This window comes from Enterobacter sp. SGAir0187 (assembly GCF_002952735.2).
Lineage (GTDB): Bacteria > Pseudomonadota > Gammaproteobacteria > Enterobacterales > Enterobacteriaceae > Enterobacter > Enterobacter quasiroggenkampii.
In genome coordinates this window covers 3,050,933-3,067,071 of record NZ_CP025034.2, presented here as the reverse complement: position 1 = coordinate 3,067,071, position 16,139 = coordinate 3,050,933, and the positions used below count along the sequence as shown (strand labels likewise).

General features: G+C 56.3%; 13 protein-coding genes. 6 read left to right on the top strand and 7 right to left on the bottom strand.

Translation table 11 applies throughout. The annotated features are described in order from the left end of the window. Positions 1 to 30: 30 nt before the first annotated feature. The 7 genes from yhdP to csrD all read right to left on the bottom strand — a co-directional run bounded on the left by yhdP (position 31) and on the right by csrD (position 10,770). A complete protein-coding gene (yhdP, locus tag CWR52_RS14755) occupies positions 31 to 3,834 on the bottom strand; it encodes an AsmA2 domain-containing protein YhdP (RefSeq protein ID WP_104950000.1) in 3,804 nt (1,267 codons plus the stop codon). A gap of 41 nt (positions 3,835 to 3,875) precedes the next feature. Continuing rightward, the gene (gene rng / locus CWR52_RS14750) at positions 3,876 to 5,345 is read right to left on the bottom strand and encodes a ribonuclease G (protein ID WP_008502847.1); all 1,470 of its coding nucleotides are present in this window, start codon (positions 5,343 to 5,345) and stop codon (positions 3,876 to 3,878) included. Further along, complete coding sequence (locus tag CWR52_RS14745; RefSeq protein ID WP_104949999.1) at positions 5,335 to 5,928, bottom strand: Maf family protein; 594 nt, start codon at positions 5,926 to 5,928, stop codon at positions 5,335 to 5,337. The genes rng and CWR52_RS14745 overlap by 11 nt, the downstream gene beginning before the upstream one ends. Before the next feature lie 9 nt (positions 5,929 to 5,937). Next, positions 5,938 to 6,426: a rod shape-determining protein MreD gene (gene mreD, locus CWR52_RS14740; RefSeq protein ID WP_023309399.1), complete on the bottom strand. Its 489-nt coding sequence runs from the start codon at positions 6,424 to 6,426 to the stop codon at positions 5,938 to 5,940. Then, on the bottom strand, positions 6,426 to 7,442 hold the full coding sequence (mreC, locus tag CWR52_RS14735) for a rod shape-determining protein MreC (protein WP_032650442.1): 1,017 nt from the start codon (positions 7,440 to 7,442) through the stop codon (positions 6,426 to 6,428). Before mreC ends, mreD begins: the two co-directional genes overlap by 1 nt. Positions 7,443 to 7,504: 62 nt before the next feature. Beyond that, positions 7,505 to 8,548, bottom strand: coding sequence for a rod shape-determining protein MreB (mreB, locus tag CWR52_RS14730; protein WP_000913396.1), 1,044 nt, complete (start codon positions 8,546 to 8,548; stop codon positions 7,505 to 7,507). A gap of 281 nt (positions 8,549 to 8,829) precedes the next feature. Then, the gene (gene csrD / locus CWR52_RS14725) at positions 8,830 to 10,770 is read right to left on the bottom strand and encodes an RNase E specificity factor CsrD (RefSeq protein ID WP_104949998.1); all 1,941 of its coding nucleotides are present in this window, start codon (positions 10,768 to 10,770) and stop codon (positions 8,830 to 8,832) included. A 182-nt stretch (positions 10,771 to 10,952) separates the two neighbouring features. Here csrD and CWR52_RS14720 point away from each other — a divergent pair, with 182 nt between their 5' ends. From CWR52_RS14720 to accC, 6 genes are all read left to right on the top strand, one after another. Continuing rightward, entirely contained in the window at positions 10,953 to 11,927 is a 975-nt protein-coding gene (locus tag CWR52_RS14720) for an MDR family oxidoreductase (RefSeq protein ID WP_104949997.1), read from the top strand. A gap of 77 nt (positions 11,928 to 12,004) precedes the next feature. Continuing rightward, complete coding sequence (gene msrP, locus CWR52_RS14715; protein WP_045910138.1) at positions 12,005 to 13,006, top strand: protein-methionine-sulfoxide reductase catalytic subunit MsrP; 1,002 nt, start codon at positions 12,005 to 12,007, stop codon at positions 13,004 to 13,006. After that, complete coding sequence (gene msrQ / locus CWR52_RS14710) at positions 13,007 to 13,606, top strand: protein-methionine-sulfoxide reductase heme-binding subunit MsrQ (protein ID WP_024906321.1); 600 nt, start codon at positions 13,007 to 13,009, stop codon at positions 13,604 to 13,606. Positions 13,607 to 13,840: 234 nt separating this feature from the next. Then, positions 13,841 to 14,293 (top strand): type II 3-dehydroquinate dehydratase, encoded by a 453-nt coding sequence (gene aroQ, locus CWR52_RS14705; RefSeq protein ID WP_024906320.1) that lies wholly within the window; start codon positions 13,841 to 13,843, stop codon positions 14,291 to 14,293. Positions 14,294 to 14,314: 21 nt separating this feature from the next. Continuing rightward, the gene (gene accB / locus CWR52_RS14700; RefSeq protein ID WP_013098992.1) at positions 14,315 to 14,779 is read left to right on the top strand and encodes an acetyl-CoA carboxylase biotin carboxyl carrier protein; all 465 of its coding nucleotides are present in this window, start codon (positions 14,315 to 14,317) and stop codon (positions 14,777 to 14,779) included. Between the two features lie 10 nt (positions 14,780 to 14,789). Next, the gene (accC, locus tag CWR52_RS14695) at positions 14,790 to 16,139 is read left to right on the top strand and encodes an acetyl-CoA carboxylase biotin carboxylase subunit (protein ID WP_003860388.1); all 1,350 of its coding nucleotides are present in this window, start codon (positions 14,790 to 14,792) and stop codon (positions 16,137 to 16,139) included.

Here is a 16,139-nt window from a genome sequence, read left to right as displayed (position 1 = left end):
AGAGTGAGGCAATTACCTGCCCACGTCAAATCATTGCTGTGCATCTTTGCGCGGCTGGCGCAGCACCTCGTTAATCTGCGGTTTATCCACCGGACCGGTAATGCGGTAGCGCAGAATGGAGACCTTGCTCCAGAGTGGACCCAGCACTTTACTGGCGGCAAATACCGCCGCACCGACTATCGGGTTCACCACAAAGGCCGCCGCAACGCCCACGCTTGCGGAAATTTCCGGCGCCACCACGGCTTCCATATCCAGTTCGCGACGCACGAGGTTAACGGAGCCTTTCATGGCGATATCCGCTTCAAGGCCATCCACCAGCGTGTCGTCCGTGTGCAGAACGCCGTCCTTGATCCACGCCGTACTGCGGATGGAATCGTAGTAGAACCCTTCGCTGAAGGTATCGCTGAAATCGAAGCGCAGCTTGCGCAGCAGCGCATCAAAGCTGAGGAGGCGCAGGATCTGCCCGGCGCGCCCGGTGCTCACGTCGGCGATCTCACCTTTGCCGAAGTGGGTTTTCAGAATGCCGTTAAGCGAGGCCTCATCCGGCTTCCACGGGGCGTCGCGCCAGTGAAGATCGTAATTAACGTCAAATGACGAACCGCGCAGTGGCGTGCTGATGCCAAAGAAATTGGCTGCTGCATCCAGTTTGTTGCCTTTAATGTCGCCCTTGAGGGACGTCCGCTGCTCGCCCGGATTATTCACCCATTCCCCGCCCGCCGTCATGCGGCCGAAGCCGGTATCAACCAGGCCGCCCGAGAGCGTAAGCGTGTTTCCCTGGATGGCAAAATCACCGTCGATGCGGCCATATTTCTGCCCCCACAGCCAGCACTCTGCACAGCGCAGCTGGAGATCGGGCCAGCCGCTAAAATCGACGCGGGAGATTTGACCCAGCGGCGACGTCGCAGCCGGTTTGTCTTTCCCGCTCGCGGCGCTTGCCGGGTTGTAGTAGAGGTAGCGGATCGCCGCCTGCCACGGCGCGTGATTGCGCATGGTCAGCGTACCGTTGATCTCTCGGCCCTGGGCTTCCACCTTCGTACCGTTAGCGCCAGGCTGTGAGACAATGCTCAGGTTGTTCCACTGCTGCCCGCCGAGCATTAGCGACGGCGTGCGTACGGTAATGGCTTGCGGGAACTGGGCGGTTTCATCGACGTTTTGCCCAACGCCTTTCTGGAACAGCGCCAGCCACTCTGCACCGTCCATCGGCGGAAGATTCAGCTCAATGCCCGCCTGCTCCGGCAGCGGTGGCGTGGAGCGGCTATCCGTCGTCCAGATGGCTTTGTCGAGGGTGAGCTTGCGGTTAAGCAGCCAGCGGCTGTTGAAATGGTTCGTCCCGCCCGCGCTGCCGGTCAGCGCGAAGCTGTTCAGGTTGCCATCCACGTTCAGCTTCACCGGCAGCGGCTGTCCGGCCTGTTTATTCAGCGGCGCAGGCAGCTGGCTGTGAAGGTTTTTCAGATCGCCCGTGATGTCGACCTTGTACTGGGCACCCGCGTGATAAGGCAGGTCGATTGCCACTTTACCTTTCCAGGCGACCGCGCCCTCCACGGCCCCCTCAATCGGCTTCGGCAGGACATCCATTCGCGCTGGCTGCCAGTTGCCATCCAGATTGACGGCCACCTGATACGCCTTTTCACCCTCAGTGGTCGTGAAGTCGATATTCACGGGCTGATTAAACCAGCTGGCGGTAAGCGGCTCGCTCTTCAGGTTACCGTTCTCAAAGCTGAACTGCCCGCTGAGATTTTTCAGGGTGCTCTCAAGGGGTTTGATGAACAGACTGTTATTCTTCAGACGGACGTCGCCTTTCGCGGTGGTCATCTCACCGTCCAGCGGGATATCAAGATGTAAGCGAGCATTCACATCGCCATCAAGCTGGAGCTGCTGAAGCGTCGCGGCCAGCGACTCTTTGAGAGGGGTCTCTTCAAAGTACGGTCCCACCGCCTTGCCGGGACCGTTGATGTCGGCATCAATCAGCAGCTTCTCTTTTGAGTAGTCCGGAATGTTGGCCGTCAGGTTGCTGGCCGTCACGCCGCCCAGCGCCACGCTGTCGGACTTCATCCACAGGCCGTCATTGAGGAAATTAAGTTCGATATCCAGGTTTTTCAGCGCGGGCCAGCCCGGCTGGAACGCGAAGGTGGCGTCATGTAGCGGCACCAGAACCTGGAACTGACCTTCATTATGTTTGTACGGGAACAGATGGGGATTACCGCCGTAAACCAGCGTGGCATTATCCGCCTGACCGCCCTGAATCGCACCGCTCAGATAGTCTACCAGCGCTTTCCCCATCAGGTTTTCCGGGAAATAGCGCCAGGCCTGTGAGCCGTCATCGGTACTGATCCCGGCCAGAATCCCCAGCCACGGCTCATCCCCTTCAGGCTGCAAATAGCGGAAATCGCCGCGCGCATGCACCGCTTTCGCTTTGACGTCGATATGCCGCCCATCGAGCTGAAAACCCTTATCGTTACGTAGCCAGTTAAGCACTGCGTTGCCCTGTTCGATTTCCAGCGGCGCGCGGAAGACCGTCTCGTAAGGCATTTTGGCGTCGTGCATATCAACCGTCAGCCTGCCGTTCTCCACACTGCCTTCCAGCTTGCCGCTAAAGTGCTCCGCACCCGGCAGCAGCTTCCACTGCTTCCAGGCAAGATCTTTCCATGTCGCCTGGAAACGGGTTTTTTCCGTCGCCTGAAGCGGAATATCCAGCGCCAGAGAATCAATCTTTCCGCTCGGCTGCGTAGCCAGCCAGATCTCGCCCAGGTCAGGAGAGAGCTTTGCCGCCATCGAGCGCAGCCCTTCAATAGCGGCCAAATCCAGGTTACTGGCACGGATGCGCAGCTCGTCGCTGCGTTTACTGGCCGTGCCGCCAACGTCCTGCTCCGGCATCCAGGCCAGCGTCAGCGCACCGCGCGGCCACGGCTTGCCGTCCATCGTGATGCGCGTATCGGGAATGGCAAACTGCCAGCCCTCTTTCTCCTGCGTCACGTGCGCGGTGAGGTTATCGACGGAAAGCTGATGCTGCTGGTTTTCACCTTTCCAGCTCGCGCCTCCCTGCTTGAGCCAGATATCGCCGCTGGCAAATTCGCCTTTCGTCAGGGTTAACCAGCCTTCAAGGCTGAAGCGGGCCGTTTCCAGCTGCATATTTTGCTGTAGCCAGTCGCCCAGCCACGGCTTGACGTCCACATCGTCGGCCTGCAGCCAGACTTTGCCGTTATTTAACAGGCCGTCATCGTCGCGCAGATCCATGCGCACCTGCATCACGCCGTGCTGTCCGTTCAGGCTTGAGAGATTGACCTGCCCCTCGGCGCGGTGCCGATCCTTACCGTTGAGCCAGGTCAGCTGCGGGATCGCCAGCTCGGCGCGCTGACCGGAAAGGGTAATAAAGCTCACTTCGCTGTCGCGCAGATCGAAATGATCGAACTGGCGGAGGAAAAGATCGCTGAAGCGGTTGGCTTCAAGCCCCTGACCGCTATCGCCGCCAGACAGCGGCGTATTGGTCAGGAACTGGAGCTGATAAAAGGTGAGATCGCGAAACTGCCAGCGCAGATGCAGCAGGCTTTGCCAGACGTCCAGCGCCAGGGTCACGCGTTTGATTTTCAGGTAGCCGCCATCTTTCAGGCGGGCGTTGATATCCCGGACATCGAGCGTCGGGCCAAAATTCTGCCAGTTAGCGCTGACCTGGCTGACGTTCACCGGCACGCCGGTGGTGGATTCGATTTTCGCCAGCAACTGCGGACGCCAGCTGTCCAGATGCGGTAAAACGAGGCGTAGCCCGCTCACGAGCAACGCGACAATCACGACCAGCGTTGCCCCTATAAGCAATAAAATCCCCGGCAATCGCCTCACGCATCTCTCCTTGTCAGCATTCGTCACGCAGCGTACTGCGCTTACATCATCACGACGTCAAACTGCTCCTGGTTATAGAGCGGTTCAATTTGTACTTTTACCTGTTTGCCGACAAAGATTTCCACTTCCGCCAGCGCGTGTGACTCTTCGCCTTTCAGCGCTTCAGCCACCGCAGGGGAAGCATAGACCAGAAAACGGTCGGAGTCGTAGGCATGATGCACACGCACAATTTCACGCATGATCTCGTAACAGACGGTCTCAACCGTCTTTACCGTTCCGCGTCCATGGCAGGTCGGGCATTCATTACACAGCACATGCTCCACGCTCTCGCGGGTACGCTTACGCGTCATTTCCACCAGCCCCAGCTGTGAGAAGCCGTTGATGCTGGTTTTCACGCGATCTTTACTCAGGGCCTGCTCAAGCGAGTGCAGCACGCGGCGGCGATGGTCTTCATTACTCATATCGATGAAGTCGATGATGATAATGCCGCCCAGATTGCGCAGACGGAGCTGGCGCGCAATGGCCTGCGTGGCTTCGATGTTGGTGTTGAAAATGGTGTCATCGAGATTGCGATGGCCGACGAACGCACCGGTGTTGATATCGACGGTGGTCATCGCTTCGGTCTGATCGATGATCAGATAGCCGCCGGACTTCAGCTCAACCTTACGCTCCAGCGCACGCTGGATCTCGTTTTCGACATCATAGAGATCGAAGATCGGCTGACGCCCGGTGTAGTGCTCCAGCAGGCCTGGCATCTCCGGGATATATTCGGCGGTAAACTCCAGCAACGCTTCATACGTCAGGCGAGAGTCCACGCGGATGCGGTCGAGCTGCGCGTCGGCAAAGTCACGCAGAACGCGCTGCGCCAGCGCCAGCTCACCATAGAGCTGATAGCGGGTCTGGTTGCGTTTTTTACGCTCCATCACTTTTGTCCAGACGCGCTTCAGGTAAGCCGCATCCGACGCCAGGTCCTCCTCGCTGATCCCCTCCGCGGCGGTACGGATGATAAATCCGCCCTGTTCATCGCAGTAGGCGCTGACCACTTTTTTCAGACGCTCGCGCTCGCTTTCGCTCTCAATACGCTGTGAGACGCCCACATGCGACGCGCCAGGCATAAAGACCAGATAGCGGGAAGGTAAGGTGATATCGGTGGTCAGACGGGCGCCTTTGGTACCGAGGGGATCTTTCACCACCTGCACCATCAGATCCTGTCCCTGACGCACCAGTTCAGAAATGTCGCGCACGGCAAACTGCTTTTGCTCTTCGCCCGCGACGCACTCGGTGTGCGGCATGATATCGGAGGCATGTAAAAATGCCGCCTTATCGAGTCCAATATCTACAAAAGCCGCCTGCATACCCGGTAGTACACGACTGACACGACCTTTGTAGATATTGCCTACTATTCCGCGCCGCGCTTCACGCTCAATATGAATTTCCTGAAGAATGCCACCATCAATATAGGCCACACGGGTTTCCGATGGCGTTACGTTTACCAACAATTCAGCCGTCATAATTATCCCTTCCCTCACGCAGTGAGTTAAAATTGCTCAGCAACTCATACGTTTCCACCAGCGGTAAGCCGACTACGGCGTGATAGCTGCCATGAATCTTCCTGACAAAACAGCCACCCAGCCCCTGAATACCGTATGCACCTGCTTTATCCATCGGTTCACCGCTGGCAATATAAGCGGCGATGTCGTCGTCGGTAAGTACTCTGAAGGTCACTTCCGTCACCACCAGGCAGTCCAGCACGTGCTGGCGATCGGCCAGCGCGACGGCCGTCATCACCTGATGCGTTTGTCCGGACAGCTTGCGCAGCATGCGCGCTGCATGATCGGCGTCGTGCGGTTTCTCCAGCACTTCACCGTTCAGGATAACGATGGTATCTGCCCCCAGCACAGGGAGATCGCGTGGCACACTGGCCACGCCCGCCTGCGCTTTCTCCCGCGCCAGACGTGACACGTACTGGTTAGCACTTTCGCCCTCAGCACGTTGTTCTTCAATGCCGGTCACGATGCGTTCAAAAGAGACCCCTAGCTGCGTCAGGAGTTCCTGACGGCGCGGGGAGCCGGAAGCGAGATACAAAGACGTCATAGAAACCTTTTATTGCACAGCAAACTGCTGGCGAACCTTACGCATCAGCAGGAACAGCCATGGCCAGAGCACACCGTTTACTACACTACTCCAGAACACTTCCGGTCGGAAAGAGACGTTGATCACTAAAAACTCTGCCCAGAAAACAACGATATCCGCAGCGAGCGACAACAACATCACAACCAGGGCCTGTTGCCAGAGCGCAAGGTTACGGAAGAGCTGGAATTTGAGTGCGACGAGGTACGCAATAATGCTCATGGACAAGGCGCGCACACCCAGCGTTGAGCCGCTAATGAGATCCAGTATGGCACCCATCACAAAACCTGTGCCGACATTTACGCGATGCGGCAGGGCAAGGATCCAGTAGAGCAAAATGAGCAATACCCAGTTTGGCCGGAAAACGAGAATGTCATCCGGCCATGGCATCACTTGCAGCAACAGTGCAATAAGAAACGAGAGCCAGATGACCCAGCGTCCCTGGCTACGATAGCTTGCCACTACTGCCCTCCCGAAGAGAGTTTAGGCGGTGGCGGCGCATCCGGCAGCGGCTGCGTTAACCCGGTTGCCGGCGCCGGGACTGGCGCAGGCGGCCCCATGGAGTCCGCAGGCGGGAGAACCTGCGGCATCATCTGCATCAGACGTTCATTTGCCACACGATGCACCTCTTCAGGCGTCATCGGGTTAGCCCCGTTACGATCGGCGCCCCACAGCAGCAGCAAATAGCGCAGACGCTGCAAACCGGCGGTTGGACGCGCCTGAATCACGGTATAGGCACGCTGCGTATCCAGCTTCACCGAAGAGACCACCGCAACCGGATAGCCTTCAGGGAAGCGGCCACCCAGACCGGAGGTCACCAGCACGTCGCCCACGCGGATATCCGTATTGGCCGGCAGGTGTTCCAGCTGCAGGTCATCCGTACAGCCGTTCCCGGCCGCAATCACACGGATGTCGTTGCGCAGCACCTGGATCGGCAGCGCATGCGTGGCATCACAAATCAGCAGCACGCGGCTGGTCAGTTTGGCCACGGCAACCACCTGGCCCACGACGCCTTTATCACTGATAACAGGCTGACCTTCATACACCCCGTTGACGCTCCCTTTGTCGATCACAACCTGATCGCTGTAAGGGTCGTTCACGGTGGAGATCACCTGAGTGACCATTTTCTGCTCATCCTGACGCAGCGGCGAGCCGAGCAGTTCACGCAGACGCGCATTTTCCTGCTTGTATTGCCCCAGCATCAGCAGTTCGCTGTTTTTCAGCAACAGTTCCTGACGTAATGCCCGGTTTTCGAGTTCGAGTTGGTCACGTGAAGACAGCGTTTGAGAAACGGAGTCGAGCAGTTCACGGGGACCATTGGATATAAAGTAGAAAGGACTGACGGCGGTATCCATGTACGTTCGGATCTGGCTGAACGTACCGAGGCGGCTATCGGCAATAATGACCCCAAGCGCAACCAGAACCGCCAGAATGAGGCGAAACTGTAGCGATGGGCCACGGCTAAAAATTGGCTTCATAGGCTATGCGTATTCTCGCGTCAGAGAGAAAGGGTAGCAAATTGCTACCCTCTCAAACTCGACTACTCTTCGCTGAACAAATCGCCGCCGTGCATGTCGATCATTTCCAGCGCCTTGCCACCACCACGGGCGACGCAAGTCAGTGGATCTTCTGCAACTACGACAGGAATACCTGTCTCTTCCATTAACAGGCGGTCGAGGTTACGCAGCAGCGCACCACCACCGGTCAGAACCATACCGCGCTCGGAGATATCGGACGCCAGCTCTGGTGGGCACTGTTCCAGCGCGACCATTACCGCGCTCACGATACCCGTCAGTGGTTCCTGCAGTGCTTCCAGAATTTCGTTGGAGTTCAGGGTGAAACCGCGTGGCACACCTTCAGCCAGGTTACGGCCACGCACTTCGATCTCACGCACTTCATCGCCCGGATACGCAGAGCCGATTTCGTGTTTGATACGCTCTGCGGTGGCTTCACCGATCAGAGAGCCGTAGTTACGGCGTACATAATTAATGATGGCTTCGTCGAAGCGGTCACCACCGATACGTACGGAAGAGGAGTACACCACGCCATTCAGAGAGATAACGGCCACTTCAGTGGTACCACCACCGATATCCACCACCATGGAACCGGTCGCTTCAGACACTGGCAGACCTGCACCGATTGCCGCCGCCATTGGCTCTTCAATCAGGAATACTTCACGCGCACCAGCACCCTGGGCAGATTCACGAATTGCGCGACGCTCTACCTGGGTTGCGCCAACCGGCACACACACCAGAACACGCGGGCTTGGACGCATGAAGCTGTTGCTGTGAACCTGCTTGATGAAGTGCTGAAGCATTTTTTCAGTCACGAAGAAGTCAGCGATAACGCCGTCTTTCATTGGGCGAATAGCGGCGATGTTGCCAGGGGTACGACCCAGCATCTGCTTCGCGTCATGACCCACAGCGGCCACGCTTTTCGGCGAGCCTGCACGATCCTGACGAATGGCCACAACGGAAGGCTCATTCAATACGATGCCTTGTCCTTTTACATAAATAAGGGTATTCGCAGTACCCAGGTCAATGGACAGGTCATTGGAAAACATGCCACGAAATTTTTTCAACATACTAAGGGATAATCCTGAAAGCTGGGGCGGAAAACAAAATCCGCTTACTTTACCAACCACACGCAGCAGCGACAAGGCGCAAAAATCATCTGCAACGGTGAAAATTTGTGCAGTACGTTTCCTGATGTTACAAAATCATCCCCTGACTCCCTCAGGGCTGAGTAAACAGTAGCGTTCCCCACTGACGTTTGTAACCCGTTAAGGTCGTTCACTGGCTTTTTGCTCGACATACTCAAAGCTACAGGCGCGATATTCTACGTGAAAACAGCGTAAACGGCAGGTCAAACAGAGTATCTTTGCAAATATTTTTTCACGTTGGTGTCAAGCGGTTGAGAGGCAGCAAAAAAATCCCCCTGACCACCCATGACACCGCGCTCTGTTAACATCTGCCATTCCCCTCTGGAGCGCACGCCCGTAGCGAATACTTGTGTTCGCGTTCCCTTGCATGCTTCTACCAGGCTCTGTACCAGCAGCTGGTTTTCCGTACGCTTCTCAATATTCCTTACCAGCCCTGGATGTAGCTTTAATAACTCCACATCCAGCGCCTTAATCCAGTCGGTACTGACCAGCGTTAAACCTGCCTGCGTCACCGCGACACGCGCACCGAGCGCATTGATCAAACGTACCACCGGACGTAACCGGCTGATGTGTTGACCTACATCAGCCTCAGCAAGTTCAAAAATAATGCGTTTGCGTTGCGATTTTTCGCATTGCATTAATGTATCACGCAGCCAGCGCTGAAAACGCGGGCGTATTAATGACTCCACGGTGACCTGCAGCGCCAGGCTCTCTTCAGGCCAGAATGATAAAAACGGAATCAAACGGCTAATTTGCTGGCGGTCATACTCTTCGGACAGACCAAATTGCAGGACCATCGGCAGATATTCCGCAGAAATAACCTCTTCCGTACCGTCAAAAATACGACACATCAGTTCACGGTGATGAACGTTGCCGTTTTTCATGACCGCGGGTTTTTGATAAATACGCGGTCCGCCGCGACTCAGCATTTGCTCAATCAAAGTACGCCAGCGCACGTTACCGCGCCCTTTTTCCGGCAGGGAGTCATCATACACCGCCCATCCGTTCGCGCCCTGCAACACGGCGTTGCGGGTGGCCGCTTCCGCATGCTCCATCACCTGTTCTGTGGATTGTCCGCCACGCCAGGCGCAGATCCCCATGTGGACCATATCGTCCCTGTCGAGCATTTTGCTCTGCGGCAGCGCATCCACCGCCTTCAGCAGCTGGCTGGCGATGCTTTCTGACTCTTTCAGCGTTCGGTGCGGCAGCAACACGGCAAAGTCGCTGCGGTGATAGCGGGCCAGCAGCGCACCCGGGTAGCGCATAATAAAGGTGGAGAGCAGGTTGATCAGCGTAAAGAGATTTTCTTCCGCAGCCCGCTGTCCCCAGGTGTCGCGCAGGAGATCGAAATCAGGCAGGCGAATCATCATTACGACCCCGTGCGTCCCCACTTTTTCCGAATCGTCGAGCAGCGTGGCGAGTTGATTATCAAAGAAGAGGCGGTTGTTCAGGCCAGTTTTATTATCCTGGGCGGCATAGGAGCGGATCAGCGAATCCATACGGCTGCGCTGGTCGCTGGCAAACTGGATTTCCGAGAGCAGCGTATCCAGCGCGCTGCTGGCGCGTGACGGCCATTCGTGGACGGAACCACGCACCTGCGGGCCGCGCTCACCGTTAAGGATCCGCACGGAGCGCATCTCCAGCAGCTCCTGTCCGGAGAGCTGGCGGCGCAGCCAGCGGACCGCGAGAAAGATCAGCAGGACGATGAACGCCACCGCCACGGTGAGCGGCGCGGTGGTCATCATCGAACGGAAATAGCTGGCCATCGGATCGAGGTAGACCATGTGGATGGTCATCCCCGGATTTTTCAGGGAATGCACCGTCACCTCCCGGTACTGGCTCACCACGCCCGCAGGCCGGTAGCTTCCCGGCCGTTCATGGCTTAACACACGATGCTTTCCCTGCTGAATGTCGATTTGAACAATATCAACAGGTACCATCAACTCATCGAGCTCACGGGTGAGCGCCGGTAGCGGCGTCGTCAGCAGACGCGTATCAATCACCGACGCGACGGACTGTACCCGGTTGACCAGTTTGTCCTGAATGGCGTTGTAAAAGCTCAGAGAGCAGCCCAGAAGGGTGACAAAAATGGTAAGCCCCGTCAGCAAGGTGATAAAAGCTGAGAACTTCGTCGTTAATCGCATCCTTGAGATTACTCCGTGGGTTGATGGGGTAGCGAGTAAGCGCTAACTTGCATTTCAAATGCGGCATACTACCAAATCGGGTGTATCTGGCAATTTATTGCGTTAAATCGGCACTGCGTTTCCCTGAGCGAGTATAGTCTTCAGAAATTATTTTCCAATCATATGAGTCGAGAGGACCCCGTATGCAGGCTTTGATCTTAGAACAGCAGGACGGCAAAACGCTTTCCTCAGTGCAGGCGGTAGAAGAGAGTCGTCTGCCGGAAGGCGAAGTAACCGTCGACATCGACTGGTCCAGTTTAAATTATAAAGATGCGCTGGCCATTACCGGTAAGGGTAAAATCATCCGAAATTTCCCTATGGTGCCAGGTATTGATTTCGCAGGCCGGGTTCATACCAGCGAGGATCCGCGCTTCCACCCGGGCCAGCAGGTGCTGCTCACCGGCTGGGGCGTAGGTGAAAATCACTGGGGCGGGCTGGCCACGCAGGCGCGCGTGAAGGGCGACTGGCTGGTGCCGATGCCGAAAGGCATGGATGGCCGCAAGGCGATGATCGTCGGCACGGCAGGCTTTACCGCCATGCTGTGCGTGATGGCGCTGGAAGAGGCGGGTATCCGCCCTGAATCGGGCGAAATTGTCGTCACCGGTGCCAGCGGGGGCGTGGGGAGCACGGCAGTGACGCTACTGCACAAACTGGGCTATCAGGTCGCGGCGGTTTCCGGTCGTGAAAGCACCCACGATTACCTGCGCCAGCTCGGTGCAAACCGCATTCTCAGTCGTGACGAATTCGCTGAAACCCGTCCGCTGGAAAAACAGGTCTGGGCAGGCGCGGTAGATACCGTCGGTGATAAGGTGCTGGCAAAAGTCCTGGCGCAGATGAACTACGGCGGCTGCGTGGCTGCCTGCGGACTCGCGGGCGGATTTGCCCTGCCCACCACCGTGATGCCATTTATTTTGCGTAACGTCCGCCTGCAGGGTGTGGATTCCGTGATGACCCCAGCGGCTCGCCGTGCGCAGGCATGGGAACGTCTGGTACGCGATCTGCCGGAATCTTTCTATACCCAGAGCGCAACGGAGATAACCCTCAGCCAGGCGCCGGAATACGCCAGTAAGATCATGGACAACCAGTTCCACGGTCGTGCGCTGGTGAAAATCGCCTAATCTTCAAATTTTCGTGACATATTCGCGCGAATCCCTCTCCTCCGTCATGCTTAGAAAAACGCATGACGGAGGATGCCATGAAAAACCGAAAACTGACGGAAGCCGACGTAACGTCTGAGTCTGTCTTTATGTTACAGCGCCGCCAGATCCTGAAAATGCTTGGCATCAGCGCCACCGCGCTCTCGCTCTCGCCAGCAGCACACGCCGACCTGCTCGACTGGTTTAAAGGCAACGATCGGCCGAAGGCCCCTTCCGGCGCCCCGCTCACCTTTACGAAACCCGCCCAATGGCAGAACAAACTCGCGCTTACGCCAGAAGATAAAGTCACCGGCTACAACAACTTCTACGAATTTGGTCTCGACAAGGCGGATCCTGCCGCCAACGCCGGTAGCCTCAAAACCGATCCGTGGACGCTGAAGATTGATGGCGAAGTGGCGAAACCTCTGACGCTGGATCATCACGATCTGACCACCCGTTTCCCGCTCGAAGAGCGTATCTACCGTATGCGCTGTGTGGAAGCCTGGTCGATGGTGGTGCCCTGGATTGGCTTCCCGCTGCATAAATTACTGGCGATGGTTGAGCCCACCAGCAACGCAAAATATGTCGCCTTCCAGACGCGCTATGCGCCGGACGAGATGCCTGGACAAAAAGACCGGTTTATTGGCGGCGGGCTTGAGTATCCGTATGTGGAAGGGTTACGCCTCGATGAGGCGATGCACCCGCTTACCCTGCTGACCGTCGGCGTGTACGGCAAGGCGCTTCCACCTCAGAACGGTGCCCCCATTCGTTTAACCGTACCGTGGAAATACGGTTTCAAAGGAATTAAGTCCATCGTCAGCATTAAGCTCACCCGCGAGCGCCCGCCGACCACCTGGAATCTGGCGGCCCCGGACGAATACGGTTTCTTCGCCAACGTGAACCCGCATGTGGATCACCCGCGCTGGTCGCAGGCGACCGAGCGGTTTATCGGTTCCGGCGGTGCGCTGGACGTAAAGCGTCAGCCCACGCTGCTGTTTAACGGTTATGCGGACGAAGTGGCCTCGCTGTACCGTGGCCTCAATTTACGGGAGAACTTCTGAGTGCGTTTAACGGCAAAACAGATTACCTGGCTGAAAGTGCTTCTGCATCTGGCCGGGCTCCTTCCTTTTATATGGCTGTTCTGGGCCGCCAGCCAGGGGCTATTTAGCGCCGATCCGGCCAAGGATATCCAGCATTTTACCGGTCGGATGGCTCTGAAATTTTTGCTGGCCACCTTGCTCGTCTCGCCGCTGGCGCGCTACGCTAAACAGCCACTATTGATACGCACCCGTCGGCTGTTAGGGCTATGGTGTTTTGCCTGGGCGACGCTGCATCTCACCAGCTATGCCCTGCTGGAGCTGGGAATTAACAATCTGGCACTGCTTGGCCGCGAACTGGTGACACGCCCTTATCTGACACTGGGTATTGTGAGCTGGGTGATTTTACTGGCGTTAGCGCTGACCTCCACGCAATATGCACAGCGAAAACTGGGCAGGCGCTGGCAGCTGCTGCACAACTTCGTCTATCTTGTCGCGATCCTCGCCCCTATTCATTACCTGTGGTCGGTGAAGATCCTCTCCCCGCAGCCAGTCCTGTACGCACTGGCCGCCGTGGCGCTTTTAGCATGGCGTTACAAGAAGTTCCGCCAGTGGTTGCGATAGTGCGCGAAACTGTGCGTTTTCCCGCATATTCCCCGTCAACCGCAAATCTTTTTCGGATAGCGGTTGATAATCTTCCCTGATAAGACCAGTATTTAGCTGCTAAATGCTACGAAATCGTTATAATGTGCGACCTTGGTTCGCCTGACAGCGGTTTTAAGCCTCTGAAAAGGTGACATTTGCGTTTCGAAGGTATATTTTGTTTTTTACCCGAAAATCGCAGGAGATAGCGGCATAATGACTGATAAGTTCCATATCTTAGTTTTGAACGGACCGAACCTGAACATGCTCGGAACCCGTGAGCCTGAGAAGTACGGCACGCTGACATTGAGTGAAATTGTTAACCGTCTGGGAACGGAAGCAGCGTCACTGAATGTGGATTTGGATCATTTTCAGTCGAATGCGGAGTACGCAATCATCGACCGTATTCATCAGGCTAAAGACAATGTGGACTATATCCTGATCAATCCGGCCGCGTTTACGCACACCAGTGTTGCTATCCGCGACGCACTGCTCGCGGTGAGTATCCCGTTTATCGAGATCCACCTGAGTAACGTGCACGCCCGAGAGCCGTTCCGCCACCATTCGTATCTGTCAGATATCGCTGCTGGCGTTATCTGTGGACTGGGCGCAGACGGCTATTCATACGCTTTACAGACAGCGGTAAAACGCTTGTCACAATCACACTAAACAAGAGTACGGAACCCACTCATGGATATTCGTAAGATTAAAAAACTGATCGAGCTGGTTGAAGAATCAGGCATCTCCGAACTGGAAATTTCTGAAGGCGAAGAGTCTGTACGCATCAGCCGTGCAGCCCCAGCCGCTAGCTTCCCGGTAATGCAGCAGGCTTATGCTGCGCCAGTGCAGCAGCCTGCGCTCTCCGCAGCCGTTGCGCCAGCAGCAACTGAAGCCGCACCTGCCGCTGCAGCAGAAATCAGTGGTCACATCGTACGTTCCCCAATGGTTGGTACTTTCTACCGCACCCCGAGCCCGGACGCGAAGGCGTTCATCGAAGTGGGTCAGAAAGTCAACGTAGGCGATACCCTGTGCATCGTTGAAGCGATGAAAATGATGAACCAGATCGAAGCAGACAAATCAGGTACTGTGAAAGCGATTCTGGTCGAAAGTGGTCAGCCGGTTGAATTTGACGAGCCGCTGGTCGTCATCGAGTAACGAGGCGAACATGCTGGATAAAATTGTTATCGCCAACCGCGGCGAGATTGCTCTGCGTATTCTTCGTGCCTGTAAAGAACTGGGCATCAAGACTGTCGCGGTGCACTCAAGCGCGGATCGCGATTTAAAACACGTATTGCTGGCGGATGAGACGGTCTGTATTGGCCCGGCTCCGTCCGTAAAAAGCTATCTGAACATCCCGGCTATCATCAGCGCCGCTGAAATCACCGGCGCGGTGGCAATTCATCCGGGTTACGGCTTCCTCTCTGAGAACGCCAACTTTGCTGAGCAGGTTGAACGCTCTGGCTTTATCTTCATCGGCCCGAAAGCCGACACCATCCGCCTGATGGGCGACAAAGTGTCTGCGATCACTGCGATGAAAAAAGCCGGTGTACCAACCGTACCAGGCTCTGACGGCCCTCTGACCGACGACATGGATGCTAACCGTGCTCATGCTAAACGCATTGGCTACCCGGTTATCATCAAGGCGTCCGGCGGCGGCGGCGGTCGCGGTATGCGCGTTGTGCGCAGCGATGCTGAACTGGCGCAGTCCATCTCCATGACCAAAGCAGAAGCGAAAGCCGCTTTCAGCAATGACATGGTGTACATGGAAAAATACCTGGAAAACCCACGCCACATCGAAATTCAGGTTCTGGCTGACGGTCAAGGTAACGCGATCTATCTGGCTGAACGTGACTGCTCTATGCAGCGTCGTCACCAGAAAGTGGTCGAAGAAGCGCCAGCGCCGGGCATTACTCCGGAACTGCGTCGCTACATCGGCGAGCGTTGCGCTAAAGCGTGTGTCGATATCGGCTATCGTGGAGCGGGTACCTTTGAGTTCCTGTTCGAAAACGGCGAGTTCTATTTCATTGAGATGAACACCCGTATTCAGGTTGAACACCCGGTTACCGAAATGATCACCGGCGTTGACCTGATTAAAGAGCAGCTGCGTATCGCAGCCGGTCAGCCTCTGTCCATCAAGCAGGAAGAAGTTGTGGTGAAAGGCCATGCGGTAGAATGCCGTATCAACGCCGAAGACCCGAACACCTTCCTGCCAAGCCCGGGTAAAATCACGCGTTTCCACGCACCGGGTGGCTTTGGCGTGCGCTGGGAGTCTCATATCTACGCCGGTTACACCGTACCGCCGTACTATGACTCAATGATCGGCAAGCTCATCTGCTACGGCGAAAACCGTGACGTGGCGATTGCCCGCATGAAGAACGCCCTGCAGGAGCTGATCATCGACGGTATCAAAACCAACGTTGATCTGCAGATGCGTATCATGAGCGACGAGCACTTCCAGAATGGTGGAACCAACATCCACTATCTCGAGAAGAAACTCGGTCTTAACGAGAAGTAA

What these genes read in the sequence shown, in the direction of transcription:
- csrD (WP_104949998.1), bottom strand. Translation starts at nt 10,770, where the DNA reads ATGCGATTAACGACGAAGTTCTCAGCTTTTATCACCTTGCTGACGGGG.
- mreC (WP_032650442.1), bottom strand. Translation starts at nt 7,442, where the DNA reads ATGAAGCCAATTTTTAGCCGTGGCCCATCGCTACAGTTTCGCCTCATT.
- rng (WP_008502847.1), bottom strand. Translation starts at nt 5,345, where the DNA reads ATGACGGCTGAATTGTTGGTAAACGTAACGCCATCGGAAACCCGTGTG.
- msrP (WP_045910138.1), top strand. Translation starts at nt 12,005, where the DNA reads ATGAAAAACCGAAAACTGACGGAAGCCGACGTAACGTCTGAGTCTGTC.
- accB (WP_013098992.1), top strand. Translation starts at nt 14,315, where the DNA reads ATGGATATTCGTAAGATTAAAAAACTGATCGAGCTGGTTGAAGAATCA.
- mreB (WP_000913396.1), bottom strand. Translation starts at nt 8,548, where the DNA reads ATGTTGAAAAAATTTCGTGGCATGTTTTCCAATGACCTGTCCATTGAC.
- CWR52_RS14745 (WP_104949999.1), bottom strand. Translation starts at nt 5,928, where the DNA reads ATGACGTCTTTGTATCTCGCTTCCGGCTCCCCGCGCCGTCAGGAACTC.
- aroQ (WP_024906320.1), top strand. Translation starts at nt 13,841, where the DNA reads ATGACTGATAAGTTCCATATCTTAGTTTTGAACGGACCGAACCTGAAC.
- accC (WP_003860388.1), top strand. Translation starts at nt 14,790, where the DNA reads ATGCTGGATAAAATTGTTATCGCCAACCGCGGCGAGATTGCTCTGCGT.
- CWR52_RS14720 (WP_104949997.1), top strand. Translation starts at nt 10,953, where the DNA reads ATGCAGGCTTTGATCTTAGAACAGCAGGACGGCAAAACGCTTTCCTCA.